The 22,438-nt window shown below is 59.7% G+C and carries 21 protein-coding genes; 11 read left to right on the top strand and 10 right to left on the bottom strand.

The annotated features are described in order from the left end of the window. The first annotated feature begins 158 nt into the window (after positions 1-158). Entirely contained in the window at positions 159-1,562 is a 1,404-nt protein-coding gene (locus BUS06_RS26910; protein ID WP_074267437.1) for an ATP-grasp domain-containing protein, read from the top strand. 2 nt (positions 1,563-1,564) lie between these two features. On the opposite strand, the gene BUS06_RS26905 is transcribed toward BUS06_RS26910, so the two are convergent. Both BUS06_RS26905 and dnaN read right to left on the bottom strand, forming a co-directional pair. Further along, a complete protein-coding gene (locus tag BUS06_RS26905) occupies positions 1,565-2,041 on the bottom strand; it encodes an OsmC family protein (protein WP_074269312.1) in 477 nt (158 codons plus the stop codon). Between the two features lie 62 nt (positions 2,042-2,103). Further along, the gene (dnaN, locus tag BUS06_RS26900; RefSeq protein WP_074267436.1) at positions 2,104-3,204 is read right to left on the bottom strand and encodes a DNA polymerase III subunit beta; all 1,101 of its coding nucleotides are present in this window, start codon (positions 3,202-3,204) and stop codon (positions 2,104-2,106) included. A gap of 345 nt (positions 3,205-3,549) precedes the next feature. Between dnaN and BUS06_RS26895 the strand changes: the two genes are divergently transcribed. Both BUS06_RS26895 and BUS06_RS26890 read left to right on the top strand, forming a co-directional pair. After that, positions 3,550-4,413: an AraC family transcriptional regulator gene (locus BUS06_RS26895; protein WP_074267435.1), complete on the top strand. Its 864-nt coding sequence runs from the start codon at positions 3,550-3,552 to the stop codon at positions 4,411-4,413. Positions 4,414-4,437: 24 nt separating this feature from the next. Next, positions 4,438-5,898, top strand: a complete 1,461-nt coding sequence (locus BUS06_RS26890; protein WP_254368972.1) for an amidase — start codon at positions 4,438-4,440, stop codon at positions 5,896-5,898. 42 nt (positions 5,899-5,940) lie between these two features. On the opposite strand, the gene BUS06_RS26885 is transcribed toward BUS06_RS26890, so the two are convergent. Then, entirely contained in the window at positions 5,941-6,393 is a 453-nt protein-coding gene (locus tag BUS06_RS26885; RefSeq protein ID WP_254368971.1) for a MarR family winged helix-turn-helix transcriptional regulator, read from the bottom strand. A 110-nt stretch (positions 6,394-6,503) separates the two neighbouring features. On the opposite strand from BUS06_RS26885, the gene BUS06_RS26880 reads away from it, so the two are divergent. Then, on the top strand, positions 6,504-7,463 hold the full coding sequence (locus BUS06_RS26880; protein WP_074267433.1) for a quinone oxidoreductase family protein: 960 nt from the start codon (positions 6,504-6,506) through the stop codon (positions 7,461-7,463). Between the two features lie 17 nt (positions 7,464-7,480). Here the strand turns inward: BUS06_RS26880 and BUS06_RS26875 are convergent, their stop codons facing one another. After that, a complete protein-coding gene (locus BUS06_RS26875) occupies positions 7,481-7,699 on the bottom strand; it encodes a GNAT family N-acetyltransferase (RefSeq protein WP_083611615.1) in 219 nt (72 codons plus the stop codon). A 78-nt stretch (positions 7,700-7,777) separates the two neighbouring features. On the opposite strand from BUS06_RS26875, the gene BUS06_RS26870 reads away from it, so the two are divergent. The 5 genes from BUS06_RS26870 (at position 7,778) to BUS06_RS26850 (ending at position 12,974) form a co-directional block, all read left to right on the top strand. Then, positions 7,778-8,359, top strand: coding sequence for a class I SAM-dependent methyltransferase (locus BUS06_RS26870; RefSeq protein WP_074267432.1), 582 nt, complete (start codon positions 7,778-7,780; stop codon positions 8,357-8,359). A 158-nt stretch (positions 8,360-8,517) separates the two neighbouring features. Next, positions 8,518-10,515 carry a S9 family peptidase gene (locus tag BUS06_RS26865; RefSeq protein WP_074267431.1) on the top strand — a complete coding sequence of 666 codons (1,998 nt, stop codon included), beginning with the start codon at positions 8,518-8,520 and terminating at the stop codon, positions 10,513-10,515. Positions 10,516-10,583: 68 nt separating this feature from the next. Then, positions 10,584-11,351 (top strand): SDR family NAD(P)-dependent oxidoreductase, encoded by a 768-nt coding sequence (locus BUS06_RS26860; RefSeq protein WP_074267430.1) that lies wholly within the window; start codon positions 10,584-10,586, stop codon positions 11,349-11,351. A 174-nt stretch (positions 11,352-11,525) separates the two neighbouring features. Next, positions 11,526-11,789, top strand: coding sequence for a transposase (locus BUS06_RS26855; protein ID WP_254368970.1), 264 nt, complete (start codon positions 11,526-11,528; stop codon positions 11,787-11,789). A gap of 159 nt (positions 11,790-11,948) precedes the next feature. Further along, positions 11,949-12,974: an SGNH/GDSL hydrolase family protein gene (locus BUS06_RS26850; RefSeq protein ID WP_074267428.1), complete on the top strand. Its 1,026-nt coding sequence runs from the start codon at positions 11,949-11,951 to the stop codon at positions 12,972-12,974. 102 nt (positions 12,975-13,076) lie between these two features. On the opposite strand, the gene BUS06_RS26845 is transcribed toward BUS06_RS26850, so the two are convergent. From BUS06_RS26845 to BUS06_RS26825, 5 genes are all read right to left on the bottom strand, one after another. After that, positions 13,077-15,827: a TonB-dependent receptor gene (locus BUS06_RS26845; RefSeq protein ID WP_074267427.1), complete on the bottom strand. Its 2,751-nt coding sequence runs from the start codon at positions 15,825-15,827 to the stop codon at positions 13,077-13,079. A gap of 382 nt (positions 15,828-16,209) precedes the next feature. Beyond that, positions 16,210-17,256, bottom strand: a complete 1,047-nt coding sequence (locus tag BUS06_RS26840) for a purine-nucleoside phosphorylase (RefSeq protein ID WP_074267426.1) — start codon at positions 17,254-17,256, stop codon at positions 16,210-16,212. A 500-nt stretch (positions 17,257-17,756) separates the two neighbouring features. Then, the gene (locus tag BUS06_RS26835) at positions 17,757-18,161 is read right to left on the bottom strand and encodes a VOC family protein (protein ID WP_074267425.1); all 405 of its coding nucleotides are present in this window, start codon (positions 18,159-18,161) and stop codon (positions 17,757-17,759) included. Between the two features lie 249 nt (positions 18,162-18,410). Then, positions 18,411-19,052, bottom strand: coding sequence for a TetR/AcrR family transcriptional regulator (locus BUS06_RS26830; protein ID WP_074269310.1), 642 nt, complete (start codon positions 19,050-19,052; stop codon positions 18,411-18,413). Between the two features lie 145 nt (positions 19,053-19,197). Then, positions 19,198-19,941 (bottom strand): SDR family oxidoreductase, encoded by a 744-nt coding sequence (locus tag BUS06_RS26825; protein ID WP_074267424.1) that lies wholly within the window; start codon positions 19,939-19,941, stop codon positions 19,198-19,200. A gap of 98 nt (positions 19,942-20,039) precedes the next feature. Here BUS06_RS26825 and BUS06_RS26820 point away from each other — a divergent pair, with 98 nt between their 5' ends. Both BUS06_RS26820 and BUS06_RS26815 read left to right on the top strand, forming a co-directional pair. Further along, positions 20,040-20,954, top strand: coding sequence for an AraC family transcriptional regulator (locus tag BUS06_RS26820; protein ID WP_074267423.1), 915 nt, complete (start codon positions 20,040-20,042; stop codon positions 20,952-20,954). A gap of 48 nt (positions 20,955-21,002) precedes the next feature. Continuing rightward, a complete protein-coding gene (locus BUS06_RS26815; protein WP_074267422.1) occupies positions 21,003-21,416 on the top strand; it encodes a VOC family protein in 414 nt (137 codons plus the stop codon). A 48-nt stretch (positions 21,417-21,464) separates the two neighbouring features. Here BUS06_RS26815 and BUS06_RS26810 read toward each other — a convergent pair whose 3' ends face one another. Further along, positions 21,465-22,421 carry a LysR family transcriptional regulator gene (locus tag BUS06_RS26810; protein WP_074267421.1) on the bottom strand — a complete coding sequence of 319 codons (957 nt, stop codon included), beginning with the start codon at positions 22,419-22,421 and terminating at the stop codon, positions 21,465-21,467. Positions 22,422-22,438 lie beyond the last annotated feature (17 nt).

Below are 22,438 nucleotides of genomic sequence, written 5' to 3'. Positions count from 1 at the left end.
AAGTTCAAATCGGCGCAAGTATTGCGCTGCTATTCTCCAACGGTTCGTCTCCTCTGATTGCGTTTCATCCGCGCAACCGGATGTGAGACCCGCTGAACCATCGCTCTACCTGCCGCGCGCGTCGCCTCACGTGCCACGCCTGGCGGCGCTCTTCAACCATGTCCATCGACTCTCATCTTTCCCTCGCCTCCTCCTATCAGCAGGAGGGACGCCTTGACCTCGCCGAAAGCCATTTTCGTCAGGCGACCGGTATCGAGCCCGGTCATTGGGACGCCTGCTTTGGACTCGCCCAGGTATTGATCCGAAGGGATCGATTCGAAGAAGCGATTGGCCTGCTCGCTCAACTGCTGGCGCGGCCCGGTGACCATGCCGCCGTGCACCGGCAACTTGGCCTTGCCGAAGCATGCACCGGACGACGGCAACGTGCGCTGAGTCATTTCAAACGCGCCCTCGAACACGAACCGGATGACGCCGCGACCCTGCACATCGTCGCCAATTTTCAGCAGGCACTCGGTCTCGACGACGAGGCCGACGCCAGCTATCGCCGCGCGCTGAAACTGAAGCCGTTGATCACGATCCCGGCCAGCGTCGCACCGCCTGCATTCCGCGTGCTGTTTGTATTTGGACCGAATGCGGGCAATACCCCGATCGAATATCTGATCGAGCGGGCCCGCTTCGAGACCAACATCATCACCCTGTTGCCGGACGTGGAGTACGACATCGACCGCCTGCGGATCTATGCTGATGTAGTCGTGAATCTCATTTCCGATGTCGATCGCGGTCACGCCTTTCTCGCACCGGCGCAAGCATTGGTGGACGGCGTGGGCAGCCCGGTTATCAACCCGCCACAACTGATTGCGGGAACGGGCCGGGATGCGGTTGCGAAGCGGCTTGCGCAACTACCGGGTTGCTGTGTCCCGCAGACGCGGCTTTATTCAGCGGCCGAACTGGCTGCGGTGGTTAAAGGAACGTCACAGGAGTCCTTATCTTTTCCGGTTCTGGTAAGGCCTGCTGGCGCACACGGTGGTGATAACTTCGAGAAATTCGAGGATCCAGCGCAGCTAGAGGCATTCCTGAGCCGCCTCAATGCCAGCAGCTACTATCTGACGTCGTTCGTCGACTACCGGTCCAACGACGGCTATTTCCGCAAATACCGCTTCGTCTGCGTGGGCGACGAGATCCTGCCGTACCATCTCGCGATTGACGACAAGTGGAAGGTCCATCACGTGACCACCAGCATGGCGACCCACGCATGGATGCAGAACGAGGAACAAGCGTTCCTTGAAGATCCGTGGCGCGTCTTCGGCGCCACTCAGCGCGCCGCATTGCAATCGATTCGTGACGCTATCGGTCTGGATTACTTCGGCATCGACTGCGGACTTGCGCGCGATGGCGCCATCGTCGTGTTCGAAGTCAATGCGAGCATGCTCGTACACGGGAATAACCAGCGCTTCCCGTACAAGACAAAGGCCGTAGAGCGCATCAAGCAGGCATTTCAGGCTTTACTCGAACGACGGGCGCGTCCCCCGGGAAAAACCTCTGTGCAAGAGTACGGCACCTGATATCAGGCCGGCGCGACTTCGATCGTCGGCTCGCAAACGATCGGGAAATTGACCGAGTTTGCCACGTAACATTTTTCATGCGCCGCATGATGCAGATGCTCCGCGAGATCACGATCGCCGCCCGCGCGAATCGTTACATGCGGGCGCAAAACGATCTGCGTAAACTGGCCACGCTGGGCGCTATCGACCATCGTCCCCTCTGCATGGTCATGGTATTCGAGCACCGCGATGCCCGCGTCAGAGCAAAGATGCAGATACCAAAGCTTGTGACACGCCGAAGCAGAGGCGACCAGCAGATCTTCGGGATTCCAGCGCGCTGCGTCACCGAGAAACGCCGCATCCGACGACCCTGGAATATCGGGCTTGCTGCCAGCGCGAATAGTATGGTCGCGGCCATATTCGCGGTAGCCAGACGTTCCAGTGCCACGGTTACCGGTCCATTCCACCGAGACCCGATATTTATGCTCGCCATGTGCCACGCCAATCTCCTTCAAGTTGAACATGCTGGGCCCGCGAGGCTGTCAGCAGCTACGCGGGCCGCTCACTTGCGCAATGCCATCACCACGTAGCGGAACGCCTCATCGCCGGGAGCGACAATCAGCGCGGCCAGTTTCGCGGCGCTCAAACGGACCTCGAGGGTATCGGCCCGAAGCGTTGCCAGTGCATCCATCCAATAACGGATGTTAAAGCTGAGGTCTACGGGCGTTCCCGCGTAGTCTATCTCAACCTCCTCCACCGATTCCTCGTCTTCAGGGTTGCTGACGCTCACCTGCAGCCGGCCCTCTCCTGCCACCCATTGGACACTTTTGAATTTCTCGGTTGTGAGCACGGCCGCACGCTGCAAGCAGGCGTAAAACGATTTCCGGTCAATCGTGAATTCCGCCTCGAATCCGGAAGGGATCACGCGCTTGAAGTCGGGATAGCGGCCCGCAATCAGCTTGCAGGTGAAGAATATCTTCCCAAAGGCGAAACTCGCGTATCCCGCGGCAGTGGTTAGCATGACCGTCGAATCGTCTTCCGGAAGCAGGCGTATCAGTTCGATGATCGCCTTTCTTGGCACAATGATCTCGCGCGCTTCGTGCTCGCTTTGCGACGCAATGCGCGCGGTCGCCAATCGGTGTCCGTCGGTGGCCACCGCCGTCAGCTCACGTCCGGTGATCAGCAACGCCCCGTTGAGGAAGTAGCGAATGTCGTTGTCCCCCATGGCGAAATGCACCATGTGCAAAAGCCGCTTCAGGCTCCCGGCGTTGACGCAAAGCGATAGTTCCGGTTCTGAGCTTTGCCTGATCTGAGGGAAATCCTCAGCGCTTCCTGCATGCAGGGATATCCGGCTGCCCGGGCCCTCAATGATGAGACGGTTGCCTGAAGACGAAAGGCTGATGGGTGCATCGGGCATGGCTCGCACGACATCCAGAAGTTTGCGGGCGTTGACCGTCAGGGACGTACTGGACTCGCAGGAGTCGATAGTTTCCGTCGCCCTCAGATCCAGCTCCAGGTCGGTACTGCGGAAACTCAATTCGTTTCCTGCGGTGGACACAAGCACGCTGGAAAGAACAGGCAGGGTACTGCGCCGCTCCACGATGCCGCAAACAATTTGCAAGGGCTGAATCAGGGCATCACGCGGCGCTTTGAGAAACTTCATGGTGTTTCCTTATGGTTTGACGATGATGCGATTTGTCGATTCGTTCTAACACCATCATTTAATTCGCCATCCTAAATGCATAGGGGCGAGCAATGCATTTCTGCCAGTGGCCCACGGCGTCGCATTTGCGCGGACGAAATCCCCCGACGCCTGCCCGCGATGGGCGAGGTTTAGTCTTGCAATGGGTGCACGATAGCTGCCCAATCGGCTTTCGTCAACTGACAAGCTTCACTTGTCAATCACCTGATTCGCGCAAGTGGAGGCATGAACCGCCTCTCGCAAGAACGATCAAATGCGGCTCCCGGCAATGCCCTATATTTGCTCGAAACCCTCGTCAGGAAACCCATGGATGTAGTTGCAAAAGCGCTGTGGTTCATTGAAATTGAAATGGGCCGGGAGCTGACCCTCGACCGGATCGCCAACATCTGCGAAGTCTCACGCTTCGGTCTTGCTCGCAGCTTCGCAATCAGCACAGGATGGCCGGTAATGCGCTACGTCCGGGCTCGACGGCTCAGCCGTGCGGCACGCGAGCTTGCGCAGGGCGCACCGGACATTCTCAGCGTGGCGCTGGACACGGGATATGGGTCGCACGAGGCGTTTACGCGCGCCTTCCACGATCTGTTCGGCATCACGCCCGAACGGGTGCGAGCCGGGCGCAATCTTGATGGCATGTCTCTTTTGGAGCCACTACGCATGAAAGAAACCAGAATTGTCGATCTCGCCGGGCCACGCTTCGAGGTGGGCGGGACGCTTTTGATCGGCGGCATGGGCGGCCGGTTTACGTTTGACACCAACGAAGGCATCCCTACGCTCTGGCAAGCCTTCATTCCGTACATCGGCAATCTCGCCGATCAGGTCGGCGGTGTGACCTATGGAGTTTGCTGCAACCCGGATAGTGAAGGCGGGTTTGAATATATCGCCGGCGTGGAGGTGAAAAGCCGCGACCGGTTGCCTCCATCGTTTCGCTGCATTGAAATCAAACCCCAGCGCTACGCCGTCTTTGTGCATCAAGGACACGTCACCACGCTGCATCAGACCTTCTACAGCATCTGGAATCATTGGCTGCCGCAGTCGGGAATGGAGGCCGCGGAGGCGCCCGAACTCGAACGCTATAGCGAAGATTTCAATCCGGTTGCGGGAACCGGTTTCGTTGAGGTCTGGCTGCCTGTAAAGGACCGCTCAGAGCCAGCTGACGAGTCAAGGAAGTGACTTATCAATGATCAGGAGAACGACTTGAGCTTCAGTACCGCCCGCGACATGATCGCTGCGTTGCAGTCGCGCGAGGTATCGGCCGTCGAACTGTTTGAAGACGCCGTGGCTCGCATCGAACGTTACGATGGGCAAATCAATGCCGTCGTGATACGGGACTTCGAACGCGCGCGCCACGCAGCCAAAGAGGCGGATGACGCGCTCGGTCGTGGCGAACGTCGTCCGCTCCTCGGTGTGCCCATGACGGTGAAGGAGTCCTTTAACGTGGCGGGACTGCCTAAAACGTGGGGAGTACCAGGCACCGAGAACCTCGAGGTCACAGAAGACGCGGTCGCCGTGCGGCGTCTCAAACAGGCAGGCGCCGTGATTCTGGGGAAGACCAATGTCCCGACCATGCTGAACGACTGGCAGACCTACAATCGCATTTACGGCGTGACCAATAACCCCTGGGACCTCACCCGCACGCCTGGTGGGTCATCTGGCGGCTCCGCTGCCGCGTTGGCGGCTGGGTTCGTGCCGCTCGAACTGGGTAGCGACATCGGCGGCTCGCTGCGCGTTCCCGCTCACTGCTGCGGCATCTATGCGCACAAGCCCACTCACGGCCTGATACCGATGCGGGGCATGGCACCCCCTGGCATTCCGATGCTTTCAGTCAGCGCCGATCCCGACCTCGCCGTGGTCGGTCCAATGGCGCGCAGCGCCGGCGATCTCGCATTGGCCCTCGATGTGCTAGCCGGCCCCGACGATATGCAAGCAACAGGCTACCGACTGGATCTTCCCCCCTCTCGCCATACCCGGCTCGCCGACTTCAGGGTGTTGATGCTCGAGGATCACCCTGACGCGACGCTCTCCAACGATGTGCGCTCGGCGATGCAACGTTTCCGCAAGCGTCTTGAGGGAACCGGCTGCGTTGTTGCAACGGGGAGCGCCTTGTTACCCGATCTCAGTCTGATATTGCGCACGTTCGGACAGTTACTTCTGTCATTCTCGGGTGCAGGGCTGCCGCTTGAGGAATATCGCTCGCTCCAGGGGCTTGTCGCCGGTCTATCGAGCGACGACACGAGTCCAGCGGCCGTCGAGTTGCGCAATGTCGTGCTTGGTCATCGGGACTGGATTGACGCCGATCGCACGCGCGTTGCGCAGATGCACCGGTGGCGCCAGTTCTTTCGCGAGTGGGATCTCGTCGTTTGTCCCGTGCTTACCGTAGCGGCTTTCGTCCATGATCATGCCGACATGCGCTCGCGTCACATCGAAGTGGACGGCAAACGAGTCGCCTACACTGAGCAGGCGGCATGGCAGAGTCTCGCGAACATGGCTGGATTGCCGGCGACCACGTTCCCAATCGGCCTTGGAGACTCCGGCTTGCCGATCGGGCTCCAGGCAATCGGCCCTTATCTGGAAGACCGCACGCCTATCGCCTTTGCCAACCTTGTGGAACGCGAGTTCGGAGGCTTTATGCCACCACCCGCGTTCTCCGGTCCATGATGTCGCGCATGGCACCTGAATCATCCCGAGGCAAACCGCTACCTACAGCGTCTTGACCCACCCAAGCGCATCGTCAGCGAACCTGCGAAGAAGACGTACGAGGTCGCGTACGTCTTCCTTGTCCCAATCCGCCAGCAATCCTTCAACGATCTTCTGGCGCGCGGCGTCAAGTGCCGTCGTAATCGCCCGCCCCTGATCCGTAATGACCGCCGCGCGAACCCGTCCGTCTTCCGGACTGGGGCAACGCGCAATAAGCCCAAGGCTCTCCAGTTTTGCGATCTGCCGGCTGACCGTTGTGTAGTCGCGTCCAACTAACTCGGCCAGTTCCACGATGCCAAGCGGCCCGCGCCGCTCTACCCGGGCCAGTAGCGGGAAAAGCGCGCGGTCCAGGTCGACGCCGGCGGCTTCGATCAAGGCAGCGTCGGGCTGCGGTCGATTCAAAATACCCGTCAGATCCAGCAGGGCTTCCCGCAGTTCGCGGACTTCTCTTTTCATCGCCATTGGATTCCTTGCGCATGTTCAATATGCGTGTATTATACATATATATCGAGTTCTCTAGCCGAGGACGAAACCGATACTTTTATACTCGTCAAAGGAAAGCAAACATGAAAGCGGCACTCGTTAAAGGACCTGGCGCAACGCCAGTTTATGCAGACTTCACAGAGCCGACCGTCACCGAAGGCACGGCTCGCATCGCAGTTGCAGCGTCAGCTCTAAGCCACATTACGAGGAGCCGGGCATCTGGCAACCACTATAGCTCCTCGGGAGAGTTTCCCCTCGTCCCAGGCATGGACGGTGTCGGGACGCTCGAGGACGGAAAGCGCGTCTATTTTGTGCTTCCCGAAGCGCCCTTCGGCGGCATGGCCGACTATTGCCTCGTCAAGCAGCAACGGTGCATCCCGTTGCCGCCTGAACTGGACGATGTCACGGCAGCCGCGATCGCGATTCCAGGCATGTCGTCGTGGGCTGCGTTCGTTGAACGTGCAAAGCTGGTCAAGGGAGAAACAGTGCTGATCAACGGCGCAACCGGTTCCTCGGGTAGTCTGGCCGTGCAGATCGCGAAGTACCTGGGCGCCGGCAAGGTCATCGCGACCGGACGCAATGCGCTGACATTACAGACTTTGCAGACGCTCGGCGCTGACGTCACGATCAACCTCACGCAGGATGCGGCAGCAATTGAAAGCGAATTTCAAACTCACTTTCGTGACGGTGTAGGCGTGGTTCTCGACTATCTTTGGGGGCAAAGCGCGGAACAGTTACTGGCGGCCGCCGCCCATGTTGCTCCGGATGCGGTGCCAATCCGCTTCATCCAGATCGGCGCTATTAGTGGATCAACCATTAGCCTGCCCAGCGCAATACTTCGATCGACGGCGATCGAACTCATGGGCAGCGGGATCGGCAGCATTCCGATGCCGCGCATCTTCCATGCGATTACGCAGGTGCTCCGTGCCGCTGTGCCCGGTGGCTTAAAGATCGCAACGAAAACCGTTCCTCTGTCTGAGGTGGAAAAGCATTGGGCAGACGTCGATGACCGCGCGCGGACCGTATTTACGATGAGCTCATGATCGCAGATCAGTGGCGCTCAGAGCGCCTTGCGGAAAAAATAGCGCTCATGCACGCCAGCCATTTCGGTCAGGCGTCCCCATTCGGAATAACCCAGCTTCCGGTAAAAGTCCGGTGCCTGAAAGCTGAAGGTATCGACGATCACTTTCTTGCAACCGCGGCGCTTCGCTTCCGCCTCAGCGGCTAATATCAGTGCCGTTGCGTGACCACGCTTGCGGTATCGCGGCGATTGTCGCAGATAATCGCATGTTCAACCCTTCGACGTCGCATGAACTGGCTTGCGACATGACAGGCGAAAACAGAAGGCAAATCGTTCATGCTCGATCTCCCCTCCCTCGTCTTGCTGCTGGTCGTTTTCTCGCTTTGCTTATCGTTGATCGTGTTTCAGGCCATTACCGGCGTGCCGCCAATGTCGTCAAGCGCACCTGAAGCGGCGGATGTCGTGGCACTACTGAAGCAGGCAAGTTTGCCGAACCAGGCCATCGTGTACGAGCTGGGTAGTGGGTGGGGCTCGCTCGTCATGGCGCTAGCGCGGGCGTTTCCCGATGCGAAAATCCACGGTATCGAGGCTTCACCGCTACCGTACTGGGTAGCCCGCTTTCGAACCCGCAGGATGCCTAATGTATTTTTGCAGCGACGCAATTTCTACGCCTGCGATCTGCGCGATGCGCATGCGGTAACGTGCTATCTGATGATCAAGCCGATGCCTAAGCTGGCCGCGCATCTCGATCGCATGCTCAAGCCTGGCACGCCCGTCGTATCGCTCACATTCTGGTTTCGCGATCGGGAAGTCGCGGCGGTCCGCCAGGGCCCCGGACTGCGCGGAGCGGCCGCCCTGTATTTCTGGCCCGCGCACAAAGCCAAAGCCACTGAGGAAACATGGTCAACGAACACATGATCTTCCCCGTGATACGCTAGCGAACGTCTGTGCGACTGCAGTTGCAACGTATGTCTAACGCAATCAGTCCGGCCTCATACCCGGACAAAGATTGCACGCAACAAACGATCAACGGTTAGCCAAACGCTCACGCCCTTACTCCTACCTTTCGCGCCCCCATGAACTTCACCGAATCGTCCTCCTCGCCGAAAGCAGCATCCCCCATTTACGCTGCATTCGGCAGTTGGAAGTCGCCGATTACCGCTGCGCTGGTCGTCGGCGAATCGATCCGGCTAGGACAGCCGCGCATCGGTGCCGATGGCATTTACTGGACCGAGGGACGTCCGCAGGAAAAGGGCAGGAATGCGCTGGTCCGGCTTCGCGCCGATGGCGAAGTGGAGGACCTGATAGCAGCGCCGTTTGACGCCGCAACGCGCGCGCACGAATATGGCGGCGGCTCATTTGCCGTGACTGCTGCCGGCGTCTTCTTCAGCAACTTCAAGGATCAACAGGTCTACACGCTCGATGCCTCCGGCCAGCCGAAAGCCGTGACGCAAACCGAGGGCCTCCGCTATGCGGACCTGATCGCAGATCCGGCTCGCGGGCGTCTGATCGGAGTTTGCGAAGATCATCGCCAGGGCGGCCATGAACCGGTCAACACGTTGGTCAGCATCGATCTGGCAACCGGAAAAGCCACAGTGATCGCGGACGGTCACGATTTCTTTTCTTCGCCCTGCATCAGCCCCGACGGAACGCGGCTTGCATGGTTGAGCTGGGACCACCCAAACATGCCGTGGGATGGCACCGAACTTTGGGTGGCTGAGATTGCAGCCGATGGCGCGCTGGGTACGCCGCGCCGTGCAGCGGGGAGCAACAGCGAATCGCTGTTTCAGCCCGCCTGGTCGCCGGCTGGCGATCTGCACGTTGTATCGGATCGTAGCGGCTGGTGGAACCTCTATCGGGTGCGAGGTGCTTCATCCGTTGTACCCGACGTGAACGCCTCAGACGACACACTCGAAGCCCTTCGCCCCATGGATGCCGAATTCGGCAAGCCGCAGTGGGTGTTCGGTATGAGCACCTACGGCTTCACGGATGACGGCCGGATTGCCTGTCTTTACGAACAGAATGGCATTACGCATCTGGCCGTGTACGATCCGTCAACGGGTGCATTCGATGAAATCCCCACGCCATACAGCACAATGCGCGACCTGCAGGTCGACGCTCAACGGGTGGCCTTCGTCGGCAGTTCGCCGACCGCAGGCGAAGCGATCGTCGAGCTTGATCTCGGGACTCGGACTAGCCGCATCGTGCGCAAGTCCGATCGTGCAGAAGTCGACGCCCACTATGTATCGATTGCCGAGCCGATCCGTTTCCCGACTGAAGGCGGCCTCCACGCACACGCTTTCTTTTATGCACCGACCAACCCCGACTTCAACGGGCCCGACGGCACGCTGCCCCCACTGATCGTGATCGCTCACGGCGGCCCGACCTCGGCGACCCATTCCGGATTCAAGTGGCAAATCCAGTACTGGACCAGTCGCGGCTTTGGCGTGGTCGACGTCAACTATGGCGGCAGCAGCGGTCATGGCCGTGCATACCGGCAACGTCTCAATGGCCAATGGGGAATCGTCGATATCAACGACGCGATCAATGCAGCGCGTTACCTGATAGGCCAGAAGCGCGTGAACGAGAACGCACTCGCCGTTCGCGGGGGCAGCGCCGGCGGCTATCTGGTGTTGTGCGCGTTGGCCTTCCATGATTTTTTCAAAGCGGGTACAAGCTATTACGGTGTGGCAGATCTCGAAGCCTTGATGCAAGACACCCACAAGTTCGAATCGCGCTACATGATCCGGCTGGTCGGTCCTTACCCTGAGGAGCGCGCTCTTTACCAGGCACGTTCGCCGATCCATTTCGTGGATCGCATGTCGAGCGCGATGATCCTTTTCCAGGGCGCAGACGACAAGGTCGTGCCACCGAATCAGGCCGAATCGATCTATCAGGCGGTGCGCGCGAAGGGCCTGCCGGTTGCTCACGTGCTGTATCAAGGGGAAGGCCATGGTTTCAAGCGGGCCGAGAACATCACGCATTCGCTCGAAGCCGAGTTGTATTTTTATGGCAAGGTCTTCGGCTTCGAACCCGCCGACAAGATCGAACCCGTGGCGATCGACAACATCTGATGCGCCGGCTAGCTGAGACGCGTAGGCCCTAAACTAAAATCGCCATCTCCGCCGAAGAGCGGAAAACCATGACCCTTGATATCAGTGCATCGACAAAGACGCCCGCCCCTGTCGCCCTTGTCACCGGCTCGACTTCCGGTATCGGCGCGGCCATCGCCCGAAGGCTATCGAGGGAGGGATACTCGATCGTTTTGCATTCGCGCACTTCGGCTGACGCGGGTCATGCGTTGGCTCGCGAACTAGGCTCAGCAGTTTATATCCAGGCCGACCTGGCCGACGATGCGGACAGGGTAAGGCTTATCCGCGAAACAGTTGGCGTGTGGGGCCGCCTCGACGTTCTGGTCAACAACGCCGGGATAAGTCGCGTGATCCCACACGCCGATCTCCAGGCGGCCACACCGGACGTGTGGCACGAACTGTATGAAGTCAATGTCGTTGCTCCATTTCGTCTGGTGTCCGAAGCAGAATCTGCGCTGCGCGATGCGGCCGCGCGAGGACGGCCTGGTTGCGTCGTGAACGTCAGTTCGCACGCGGGCGTCCGACCCAAGGGAGCCTCCATTCCTTACGCAGCAACCAAGGCCGCGTTAAATCACGTCACACGCCTGCTCGCTGTTTCGCTTGCGCCGGATATCCGCGTGAATGCGGTCGCACCTGGACTCGTCGATACCCCGCTTACCGCCAGCTGGACCCAGGCGCAGCAACTCTGGAAAGAACGCGCACCCATGCGCCGGGCAGCCAGTCCCGAGGACATTGCGCAGGCTGTCGCCTTGCTGGTCGCCTCGGACTATCTGACCGGCGAAATTCTGCTCTCGGATGGCGGATTAAATCTGACGTAAGCGCGTCGAGCGAGCCATATTCGTTTACGTAGGAACATTCCCGCCGTCAATACACCGCCCCGAATGATCCAATCTGTGGGATAAGGTGTGAAATCTTCGCTAGATCACGCTTTAGAGCCCGCCCACTAAAACGTATATTGGGAATGTACTGGATAGTTAATTGGGGTCACCGTGATGGATATTCCTCTTTCCGATGAGGCTTGGTTGCGCGTCAGCCATCTCCTGTCCCGCGATTCGAAGCAGCGGTTTGGCCGCCCCGCCCGGGATCCGCGAGATGTGTTGAATGCCATTCTCTGGGTCATCACCCGCGACGAGAAGTGGCACCGGCTACCGGCCAACTTTCCGCCATCGCAGACGTGCTACATCAAATGGCTGCAATGGCGACGCGCCGGCCTCATGACTCAGATACTCGATGAACTGCAGATCGAGCAAGTCTGAATGAAAGCTCTCCTCCTCCGTGGTATGTCGGCTGCTCGGCCGCGATAGTGCACATTTTTTGCTACTCCGTAAGCACTATTGAGCACCATTGCGACGGCGACCCGCGAGCTTAGGCCGCCACCGGCCTGCAGCAACGGGCCGGCCCGGGAGGAGTAATTTATGCGAGCTTTAAATAACAAGGTACGGACTGCAATTTTTTCCGTCGCGACCGTATTGCTTGCAGCATGCGGCGGCGGCCACGGAGGCAGTTCGAGTAGCGGCGGCAGCACAACCACACCGGCAGGCGGCGTCAATCTGCAGGTTGTCTCATTCGGCGACAGCCTCTCGGACGTCGGAACGTACGCGCCGATCGCAAGCGCGGTGGGTGGCGGGCGTTTTACGACCAATCCAGGCCAGGTGTGGACGCAGAACGTCGCGCAGTATTACGGCAATACGCTCACCGCCGCGTACACGATCGGCCTCACACATGCACTGAGTCCGAATGGCGGTATGGGCTATGCGGAAGGCGGCGCGACGGTGGCAACGCCCGCGACCGAATACAACTTCCTCACCGACGTGATTGGCGACATCGAAATGCCTGTCAATCAGCAGGTTTCGAGCTACCTGAGTGCGTACAAGAGCTTTAACGCCAATCAGCTGGTGCTCGTGTGGGCCGGCGCGAACGATGTGCTTCGCGCGGGAGCGCTGCCCGCCGCTGCTTCGATCGTCCAGACTGCCGCCAACACACTCGCCCAACAGATCGGGCTGATCGTCCAGAATGGCGCCACGCATGTCGTGGTGGTCAATCTGCCGAACGTCGGTCTATCGCCTGACGGCCTCGCGTCGTCCGACGGCGGAGCCAACTTGACGCAGGAATCGGAACTCTTCAACAGTACCCTGACCGGCGCGTTGCAAACCGCCGGCCTGCAAAGCAAGGTGATCCAGATTGATGCCTACGCATGGTTGAACGGGATCATTGCGAATTTCCAGGCCAATGGCTTCGCCGTGTCGAACACCGCACAGGCCTGCGACGCCTCGAAAACGCCCGATGACACGTCCTTGCTATGCTCGCCCGCAACCTACGTGAGCGCCAACGCGGACCAGACCTACATGTTCGCTGACGACCTTCATCCGACGACCCATTTGCACGCGCTCTTCGCCCAGTACGTTGAGCAGCAGATCGCAGCCAGCGGTTTGGGTCACTGAAGACACGACTGACCGCCCCTGCCTGCGTTGCTTGACGACAGGCAGGAGCGCTCGCCTCATTTCCTCAACCACGTAATAACAACCGCTCACGACCCACGAGCGTCAGAACTTGTACGTCGCCCCAATCTGCGCGAAGCGGCCGACATACGTGTACAGCGACGTGTCGTAGCCCTGTTGCCACAGCGGGCCATCCGCCCATACCGCGTCGAACGGCGGCACGCGATTGAAGATATTGTCGATGCCGCCGTACAACGTCCAGTGCTTGAAGCCCGTGTAGGTCACCATCAGGTTGAACTGGCTATAGGACCCCATACTGGTACTTTGCGGCGTCGGCGTCGGGATGTACGTGAAGGTCTGCGTATAAGGCCCCACGTACTGCCACGTCAGCGAGGTACTCCACTTGTGATACGCCCAGTTCAAGGTCGTATTGCCCTTCCAGCGCGGGAAAGCGCCGCCGAACGGCTCATTGAGCGCGAGGTTGTTGCCTGCCGCGTTCACCGTCTGACCGTCCAGCGTAAACTTGAACGACTCGACATAGGCCCAGTCTCCCGACAGCGTGAACGTACCGTACGGCGTCGGCAACGACTGGCGGAAGGTGGTTTCGAAACCGCTCGTATCGAGCCCGCCGAGGTTCTGATACTCGAAGGTCTCGTATTCCGGCGTGGTCGTACCCGGGTAATAGACCGTCGACGACGGCTGGTCGATGCCGATCACGTTGCTGACGTGAATCTTGTACCAGTCGAGACCGACATCGGTTGTGCGGGCCGGCGACAGTTCGAAGCCAATGTTGTAGTTCTTCGTGCGCTCCGGCTGCAGATCCGGATTGCCCGACGTCAGCGCCGTCACCGCACCGGACTGGTTGATCACGAGCGCCATGTTTTGCGAGGTGCTGTCTTCGACAAACGTCGGTGCACGAAAGCCGCGATCGTACGACGCATACGCGGTCAACTCCTTGACCGGCTGCCAGCGCAAAGCGAAGCGAGGCGAGAATGCACCGCCGACATCGCTGTAGTGATCGTAGCGGCCCGACTGACTAAACGTCAGCCCCTTGATGATCGGGATATCGAACTGGTAGTACACCGCAGCAACGTTGCGCTGACCTTGCACCTCTTCCTCATCCGGCGTCAGCACCAGGCCCTCGGCGTACGCCGCACCTTGACTCAGCGACTCGCTCTGGTGGAAGAACTCAGCACCCAGACCAAGGCCCACGTCGCCCGTCGGCAGGTGAAACAGCGTCGGGGTCGAGATCGTCGCATCAAGCGTGTCGAGCTTGGAGACGGCTATATTGTTAGCGTCCATGTACAGGCCGTTAAGCCCGTTCGGCGTCGCAGACGGATTCGCGAAGTCGTAGGTGCCGTTCTGGAAGATGTTGTTCAGAACGTTGACATTCAGCTGGTTCGAGTACGAGTTGGACACATCGCTTTGCGAGTGGGTGTAGGTGGTTGCCCAGTCCCAATCCCCGTTCGGCAGTGTGAGCGAACCCTTCACACCCGTGGCCGCCCGCCAGTAGTTGGCGTCCGTGGTTTCCGCCACGGAGTTGGGGAACGAATAGATGAGCGGCGTCGCCACCCCGAACGGGTTGTACGGGTTGCTCGCCGGCACGGTGTTGTTGAACAGCGAAAACGTCTTCGTCGATGGGTTATACACCAGCGACGAATTGGTGCCGCCCACGGTGTTGTTCCAGACTCCGCCGCCCTGCACGCTTGTGTTGTTGCTTTCCCAGAGATCGACAAATGCGGTGGTTGTGTCGTTGATCTTGAACTGCGCATCCACCTTCGCGCTTAGACGCTGACTCCACGGTTCAATGGAGAAACCGTTGCCGGTGTACAGGCCGCAGACGCTTCCGGTTGTCTGACCATAGAAGACCGAGGTGAAATTCGTGCTGGCCGGTTTGACCGAGCTGCCGTATGGACACGAACTGAGCGCCTGCGCATTGCCCGTGGTGGGATTTGTCCAGTAGGAAGGCGCGAGCATCGACATACCGCCCGGCTGCCCCGTGAAGTCCATGGACGAGGTCGAATCGCGATCGGCCAGCGTGGAGCCGTTGTCCCTGACGAAGCTTGCGGATGCCGTGACGTTGTAGCCGTCCGAAGTGAGGTTGCCGAAGCCGCCGAGCGCGCTGAACTTCGCCGTGCCGTTGCCGCCGCCACCGTCAGTGGAGCCGCCATAGCTGCCATCGAGCTGCAAGCCCTGGAAATCGTGCTTCGTGATGATGTTGACCACGCCCGCGATCGCGTCCGAACCGTATTGCGACACCGCACCGGTCTTCACGATTTCGATGCGGTCGATAGCGTTAAGCGGCAGCGTGTTCAAATCGAAGAAGGTATCGACGCCGTTCGAAAAGAAGGCGAACGGTGCAACCCGCTGTCCGTCGATCAGCACAAGCGTGTATTTTTCGCTGAGCCCGCGCAACGCCATGCCCGAGGCGCCTGCCGCAAAGTTATTGGACTCGGCTTCGCTCCAGCTATCGGCCGAATTGGCGCTAGTGCTGCGCAGGAAATCGGAAACGCTGTTGGCGCCGCTGTCCTGGATCTCCTTGGCGGTAACCGTCTGGACCTGGTTAAAGCCAACCTTGTCGGAGCTACGGATCAGCGAACCCGTCACCTCGAACCGCTTGACCTGGGCAACACCGTTTTTGTCCTTCGTCATCTCCGGTGAAGACGGTGCGGTAGCCGCCGAACTGGCTCCGGCAGCCGGCGCCGCGGCAGTGGCCGCGGGCGTCGAGTCGTTCGTTGCAGCCGGTTGACTCTGAGCGAGCGCAGAGGTGCTGAGTGTTGTGCCCAATGCTGCCGACAGCGCTATTTCAGCCCAAAGGATCTTCCCCATGGCCGATACCAAAGCTCTTTGTTTCATGATTTCCCTTCACTCTTGTCAATAAGCCAAACCCGTTGCGCAACTCAACGTGTTGCGCCTGGGCATTTTTTTCGACTTCAGGTGGCCTGGAATTTTTGAAATCCCCACCCTGGTACTGCGGGACAGCAGACACAACATCAACGACTCAAAGACCTTTCAATTACATCGACATAAAATAGGATTACTAATTTATTTACAAAACATTAAAACTGAAAGAAACTGAATCTATACGGGTTCCCGTTCGGCTCCAGGGTCGAACCCAGGCGATCGGGAAAAGCGTAGCCATGCCAGGCATGGCTACGTTCACAACTGATGAAGCACTTTGCGATGCGCGACACGGCATGCCGCGCGCACCGCTCGCACGGTGCGGACAGCGCGCTGACTAGTTAGCGGGGACGCCGTCTTTCCATTGCGCCCAGTTCTTGACGATGGCGTTGACCAGCGGCGAACCGGCGAGATAAAGGTTGTCCACTGCAGGAACGAATCCGCCCTGTTGCTGGTAGTTCAGCAGGTTGTCAACGTTCGATACGCCGGGCGGCGGCCGATCGAAGTCCGATCCCGCACGCAGGACGGCCACACGATTCGTGTCGGCGAGGCCCGCCGCAGCGGCGCGCTTGATGACCTCGAAGGTCGCGTTGTCTTCCTGCTGGGTGGTGCAGTACGTGCCTTTGCCGTCGGTCAGCAGTTTGGTCCAGTCACGCGCGCGCTGCCCCAGCGCCTCGCCGGAGAACCATGTGTCGCCGGCGAGCGTGTCGCACTGGATGACCGTCGGCGGCTGATTGGCCGGCGCGGTCGTGTATTTCGCCCGATACGCCTGTGCTTCGACGCTATCGGTCAGCTTCACGTCGCGCGAGAGCAGGTAAGCTTTCTGCAATAACGCTTCGTTTAACTGAAAGACTTCAGTGTGGTAGTCCAGCGGAGGCTTTTCGTTGCCGCTCTTTGTGTTAATGCCGAGATAGCCCGACTTCCAGCCGCTGGGGATTTCGCGCGCATCGAGCTCCCACTGGATACCGAAGTCCACCAGATAGCGAGCCCACGCTGCCGACCCCAGCGTGCCCTGCGCCGGATCGATGCCGGCAATGCCCGATACCAGGAAGTAGGTCTTACGCAGATCGAACTTCTTCGAATAAACCAGTGCGGCCATCGTGGCAGCCGCGTTCGCGTGTCCCATGCCCGTCGTGACAACGCATACGTCATCATGGTTGCAGTGAACCGCAGGGTAATCCGGCGATAAACCGGTCACTTCGATTGCCTGTGTTTTTCCCAGATGGTCGAGCCATGTTTTACCTTCCGGCGCGAACATCGAAATGATCAGTACCTTGACGTGCCGCGGCGTCGACGGCGACTGTGCGGCGAAGGTGGTGCCGGTTTGAATAACAAATGCGAGACCCGCGCAAACAAGACTTCGAAGCAGTTTCTTTTTATGCATGAGGCGCTTTGATTAAAAAATGATTCGGCCGAACAGCCCAGCTTTGTGCTTAAGTGCCCAATAATCGTGCGGCGACGTCGCCTTACTGCGAGTTTCATAAACAAACAGTAACTTTTTGTAGCGCCTCGGCGCAGTAGGCGGGACTATAAGCACGGCGCATGCCAAAGCTTGTCCGAGGGACGGGTGTGATACCCGGTATACGAGAGGATATATAACTGCGGATGCGAAATGGGTAAGACCCAAGCCGTAAAAGGAAGAAGCCCGCGCATCACACATCGCGCATGGCAAGAGGCCCAATCTTGCGGCCAAGGCAGCAAGCAAAATGTAGGCGGATTCGCTAGCGCCCCGCTTGGGGTGCGTGAGGCCGCCACGCCAGTGCGGCCCCAATGCCCTTTGAGACGCCGCTCACGATTGCTGTACGTGGCGGGCAAATGCAGATATTCGGATGCTCTACTAGTCCTTGTCTTTGAACCGCACGGCCCGGACTCGATTCACGCCTCTTAAGAGAACAGCTTTTGCCATTCATCCTGCTTGTGCATGTCCTCGCGCGTGTTGACCTCGATCAGGACGCCACCAGGCGAGCGGCAAAAGAACCGCGATCCACGCGTGTTATTGAAGACCTCAGTTTCCATGCGGACGCCTCCCGCGCGAAATTCCTCATAGAGGGTATGGACGTCCTTCAAGGTCTCGACCTCCACGCCGAAGTGGAAGTTCTTTGGCCAAACCGGCACCTCCTCCGTGACGCACTCCAGAACAATGTCGAAGCCGCTCCGTTTGAGCAGGCAGTGCTCGCCGGCGGCGACAATCTCGCAACCAAGGTATTTTTCGAAAAAGGCAGCCGTTTCGGCCACGTTGGTCGTGGGGAAACTGAGGTGGTTCAGCTTTGCTTCTTGATGAAGATTCATGATGGATCTCGCAGAAATTTTGAAATGTGTCGTAGAGCGGTTGCTCGGCGCTCCGCTTGCATGCAGCCGCGCCGATCAACGCGATGCTCCACGAGGATTATTTTGCGAGTAATTGCTCGATTTTTAAACTCGCATTGGGCAGCGCCTGTGCGGTGGCGTGCGACCCAATATCTGCGCGGGTTTACGGGTTTGATGGAGCAACGATCTGAACAATTGCTCGCTTTTGGGAAGGCAACAAGGCACCGCCGGCTATTTCCGGGCTCGCGACTTTTCGGGCGGACGCTCCACGATCCCCAGATATCCGAACAAAGCGCGGCCGACACGGCTTTCCAGGTCGCGGCGATCCGATTCGCCGCGCTCCCCCGCACCATCGACGATGGCGCGAATGACGGCGATCAGGTCTTCGGTCGTGACATCCATGTTTGACTGCAGCGGAATATCCTCGCGACCCAGAATCTGTTTCATTACGTCGTGAAAGGCGCCCTTCGACGCGGCCAGTTCTTTCGCAATCGCGGGGCGGTTTTCCTCGAAGTCGAGCGCGCGTGCAAGCGCCGGACGGCGCAGTTGCTGGTGGACCGCGACGGCGATCAGATGCTTTAGTGCCTTCTGGCCGGTGGGTTCGTGCAATGCATCTTTGGCCTCGGCAAAGAACACGGCTCCTTCCCGCTTGCTAAGGGAAACGATCAGCGCGTCCTTGTTTGGGAAGTATTGATAGAGCGTGCCGACGCTGACGCCCGCGCGCTGCGCGACGAGATTGGTATTCAGCCCGTCGAGTCCCTTGGTCTCAAGGATGAGGGCTGCTGCCTCGAGAATCGTAGCGACCGTTTGTTCTGCGCGCGATTGCTGTGGAATCTTGCGCGGCTTAAGTGAATGGCGCTTTTTTGTCGTCACCACGAGATCCGTCAAAAAGCGAGCAATCGCTCGGACCTTATAGCTTAACGGATGATTCGCCAGACCGCCGCGAACGCAGTTCGCGGCGGCGCCATCGCATCGACTACGAAGCTCCGGTCAAGACCGGACTCGAGGTTCAGCGCGATCAGACCTGCGCGGCCCATGCCACAGCGTCAGCGCCGGCAGGAATGCGCAACGGGCACGATGGGTCATTTGCCGCACGCCACACCGCTTCGGCCACATCCAGCGAATGCGTGACCACCGAGGAGTCAGCCCATCGCGCGAAGACCCCCTGTGCAATCTCGGCGTACGCCTCGTGGATGCCACCTGCCATCCGCGGACGGCCGTTTTCAGCGAAGCGGGTCTCGGGGGCACGTCCCGGCAGCACCAGGCGCGCTCGCACATTGAAGGGCTCGAGTTCCAGCGCAAGAGATTCGGTAAATGCGTTCACGGCCGCCTTGCTGGCGGTGTACACGGAGAGCAGATGGAGCGGCCTCAAGGTCACGCTCGACGTCACATTGACGACGACGCCGTCCTTCCGCTCGCGAAACTGAGGCAGCACTGCCTGAGTCATCGCTATCGTGCCGAGCGTGTTGGTTTCGAAGATCTCGCGCGCGATCTCCATCGACGTACCTTCGAGCGCGTTCAGCATGCCAATCCCCGCGTTATTGACGAGTACGTCGATCGGCCCAGCCGCATCCACAGCCGCGCGGATGCTGGCCGGATCCGTGACATCGAGCGCGAGCACGCGCAGGTGCGCGGAACGCGGCAGCACGTCCTCGCGCGGCGTGCGCATCGTGGCGATGACCTGCCAATCGCGATCGAGAAAGTAACGAGCGGTCTCGAGGCCGAATCCGGACGAGCATCCGGTGATCAGGACGGTTTTCATGGTGACTCCGTTGGTGGGTTGCCGTACCCACACGATAAGTCGCCGCACCCGGACTTGCTACAATTGAGCGTCCATTTTGCATTTGCAGGAGTCCGGTTATGGTCGACCCGCTCGCGGAAGTCGTCACGCTGCTTCAGCCGACCGCCAGTTTCTCAAAAGTTGTCACTTGCGCCGGCCCTTGGCGTGTTCGCCGCTCGGACACGGGGCAGCCCTTCTATTGTTCGATCCTCGAGGGCTCCTGCCGCCTCGAGGTGGACGGGCATGAGCCAGTAATCCTCCAGACGAACGACTTTGCACTGATCCCGGCGGCATACGACTTCGCGACGACGAGCCTCGAGCCGCCGTCGCCCAGGCACGCGGACAAGTCGCCCGTGATGCTCGCCGATGGCAGTTTCCGGGTCGGTGTTCAGGAGGGTCCGCCTGACGTGGTGGTGCTCGTGGGCCACTGCGTCGCCGGTTCGCCGGATGCGGCCCTGCTGGTGTCGCTGCTGCCGAAACTCATTCACGTCCGCGGTGAGAAAAGGCTCGCCACGCTCGTGCAACTCGTGCGAGACGAGACGCGCGCGCAGCGGCCCGCACGGGATGTCGTCCTTGCGCGGCTGCTGGAGGTTCTTTTCATCGAGGCGCTTCGATCGTCGGGAACAGCGGCATCGCCCGGCCTGGTGCGTGGACTAAGCGACCCGCGCCTCGCCGCCGCGATACGGCAGATGCACGAACGTCCAACAGAAACCTGGACTGTTGCACAACTGGCAAAAGAGGCCGCCCTCTCGCGCTCGGCATTCTTCGAGCGGTTCAGCCGCGCCGTGGGCGTCGCACCCATGGAATACCTGCTGTCGTGGCGTATGGCCTTAGCCAAGAACCTGCTGCTACGCGAAGAGTGCAGTGTGACAGAGGTCGCAGGGCGCGTCGGCTACAGCTCCGCCAGCACGTTCAGCGTCGCATTCACCCGCCACGTCGGATTGCCGCCAACGCGGTATGCTCGGGACCGGAGACTCGTCAGCGCGCAGCCGTGAATCCGGATCGTCCAGGCTGCGAATTTGAAACCCTGCAAGGAGTACGACATGAGTTCAGCTTCACTCACGACCGGAATTGATCACGTAGGTCTTACCGTCAAGGATCTCGGCCTCACCAGCGCGTTTTTTATCGACTGCCTTGGCTGGAAAAAGATAGGCGAAAAGCCGGACTATCCTGCCGTGTTCGTCTCGGATGGCCACATCATGCTGACCTTGTGGCAACTCAAGAACACCGAATCCGAGGTCGCCTTCGACAGAAAGTCCAACGTCGGGCTGCATCACCTCGCAATACGCGCCGCGGATGAAAGCGCATTCAACGAGATATTCGAGCGTGTGTCGAAATGGCCAGGCGTCAAGGTGGAGTTTTCGCCCGAGTTGCTCGGCAAGGGGCCGAAGCGCCACATGATGATTTACGAGCCGAGCGGCATCCGCATCGAGTTCGACCTGAATCCGCCCAAGTAAGCACTCGTCAGCCATCCTGAACATCGTCTATGGGCCGGGCGCGGCTGTTCACCGCGCCCGGCGCTGAGGTGTTCGCGCGACGCGCAATTCCGATGGATCGAGGAAGAAGTCCCGGTTGTCCGCCAGGCGCTCGATCATGAAGTCGATGAAGGTTTTCACGCGCAGCGGCTGTTCGGTTCGATGTCCGTAATAGATATGGATCATGCCGTAGTCCGCAATGTGCTGCGTCAGCAACGGAACGAGCCGGCCGCTTCGGATGTGAGCCGTAGCGTTGAAGGTGGCCAGCTGTCCGATGCCAAGCCCCGATAGCACAGCATGCGTTTCCATTTCTGTGTCGTTCACACAGACGACACAGGGCACGTCGCGATAGACAACCTCATCGCCGATCCGGAACTGCCACTGCGCAAGCTTGCCGGTGTTCGCGCGACGATAGCCGGTGCAACGATGCTGAGCCAGTTCCTCGATGGTCCGCGGCACGCCGTTACGCTCGATGTATTCCGGCGACGCGCAGACAATCAGATGGATCGGCATGAGCCGGCGCGCAATCGATCCGCCCGAAGGTGGCGGCCCCGCCCGAAATCCCACGTCGGAACGTTCCGTCACGAGATCCGTGAAGTGATCGTCGAACTGCACTTCGAGTTGCACGTTCGGATAAAGCTGCTGGAATGCCTCGAAGCAAGGCCACAGCAGCGGAAGTCCGAGCGATCGCGGTGCGCTCACGCGCAGCAGACCGCCGACCTCCTCTTTCGAGCGCCGCGCCTCGTCGAGCGCGGAGTGCAGAGTGGCAAGCGCCGGCTTCACGCTGTCGAAAAGCCGCTGGCCCTCCTCGGTCAGGCTCAGCTTGCGGGTAGTCCGGTGGAACAGCCGCACCCCCAACTCCTTCTCCAGTTGCATCACCGCGTGGCTCGCAGCCTGAGGCGAGATGCCCTGATCGACCGCGGCGCGTCGCAGGCTGCCGAGCGCCGCGGCGCGCACGAAAGTGGTGATCGCACGAATTTCGTTCATGATCGCGCCCAGATTAG

The sequence above is a fragment of the Paraburkholderia phenazinium genome (genome assembly GCF_900141745.1).
Taxonomy (GTDB): Bacteria; Pseudomonadota; Gammaproteobacteria; order Burkholderiales; family Burkholderiaceae; genus Paraburkholderia; species Paraburkholderia phenazinium_B.
The sequence above is the reverse complement of the archived record's forward strand: the minus strand, read 5'-3'. Positions and strand labels throughout refer to the sequence as shown.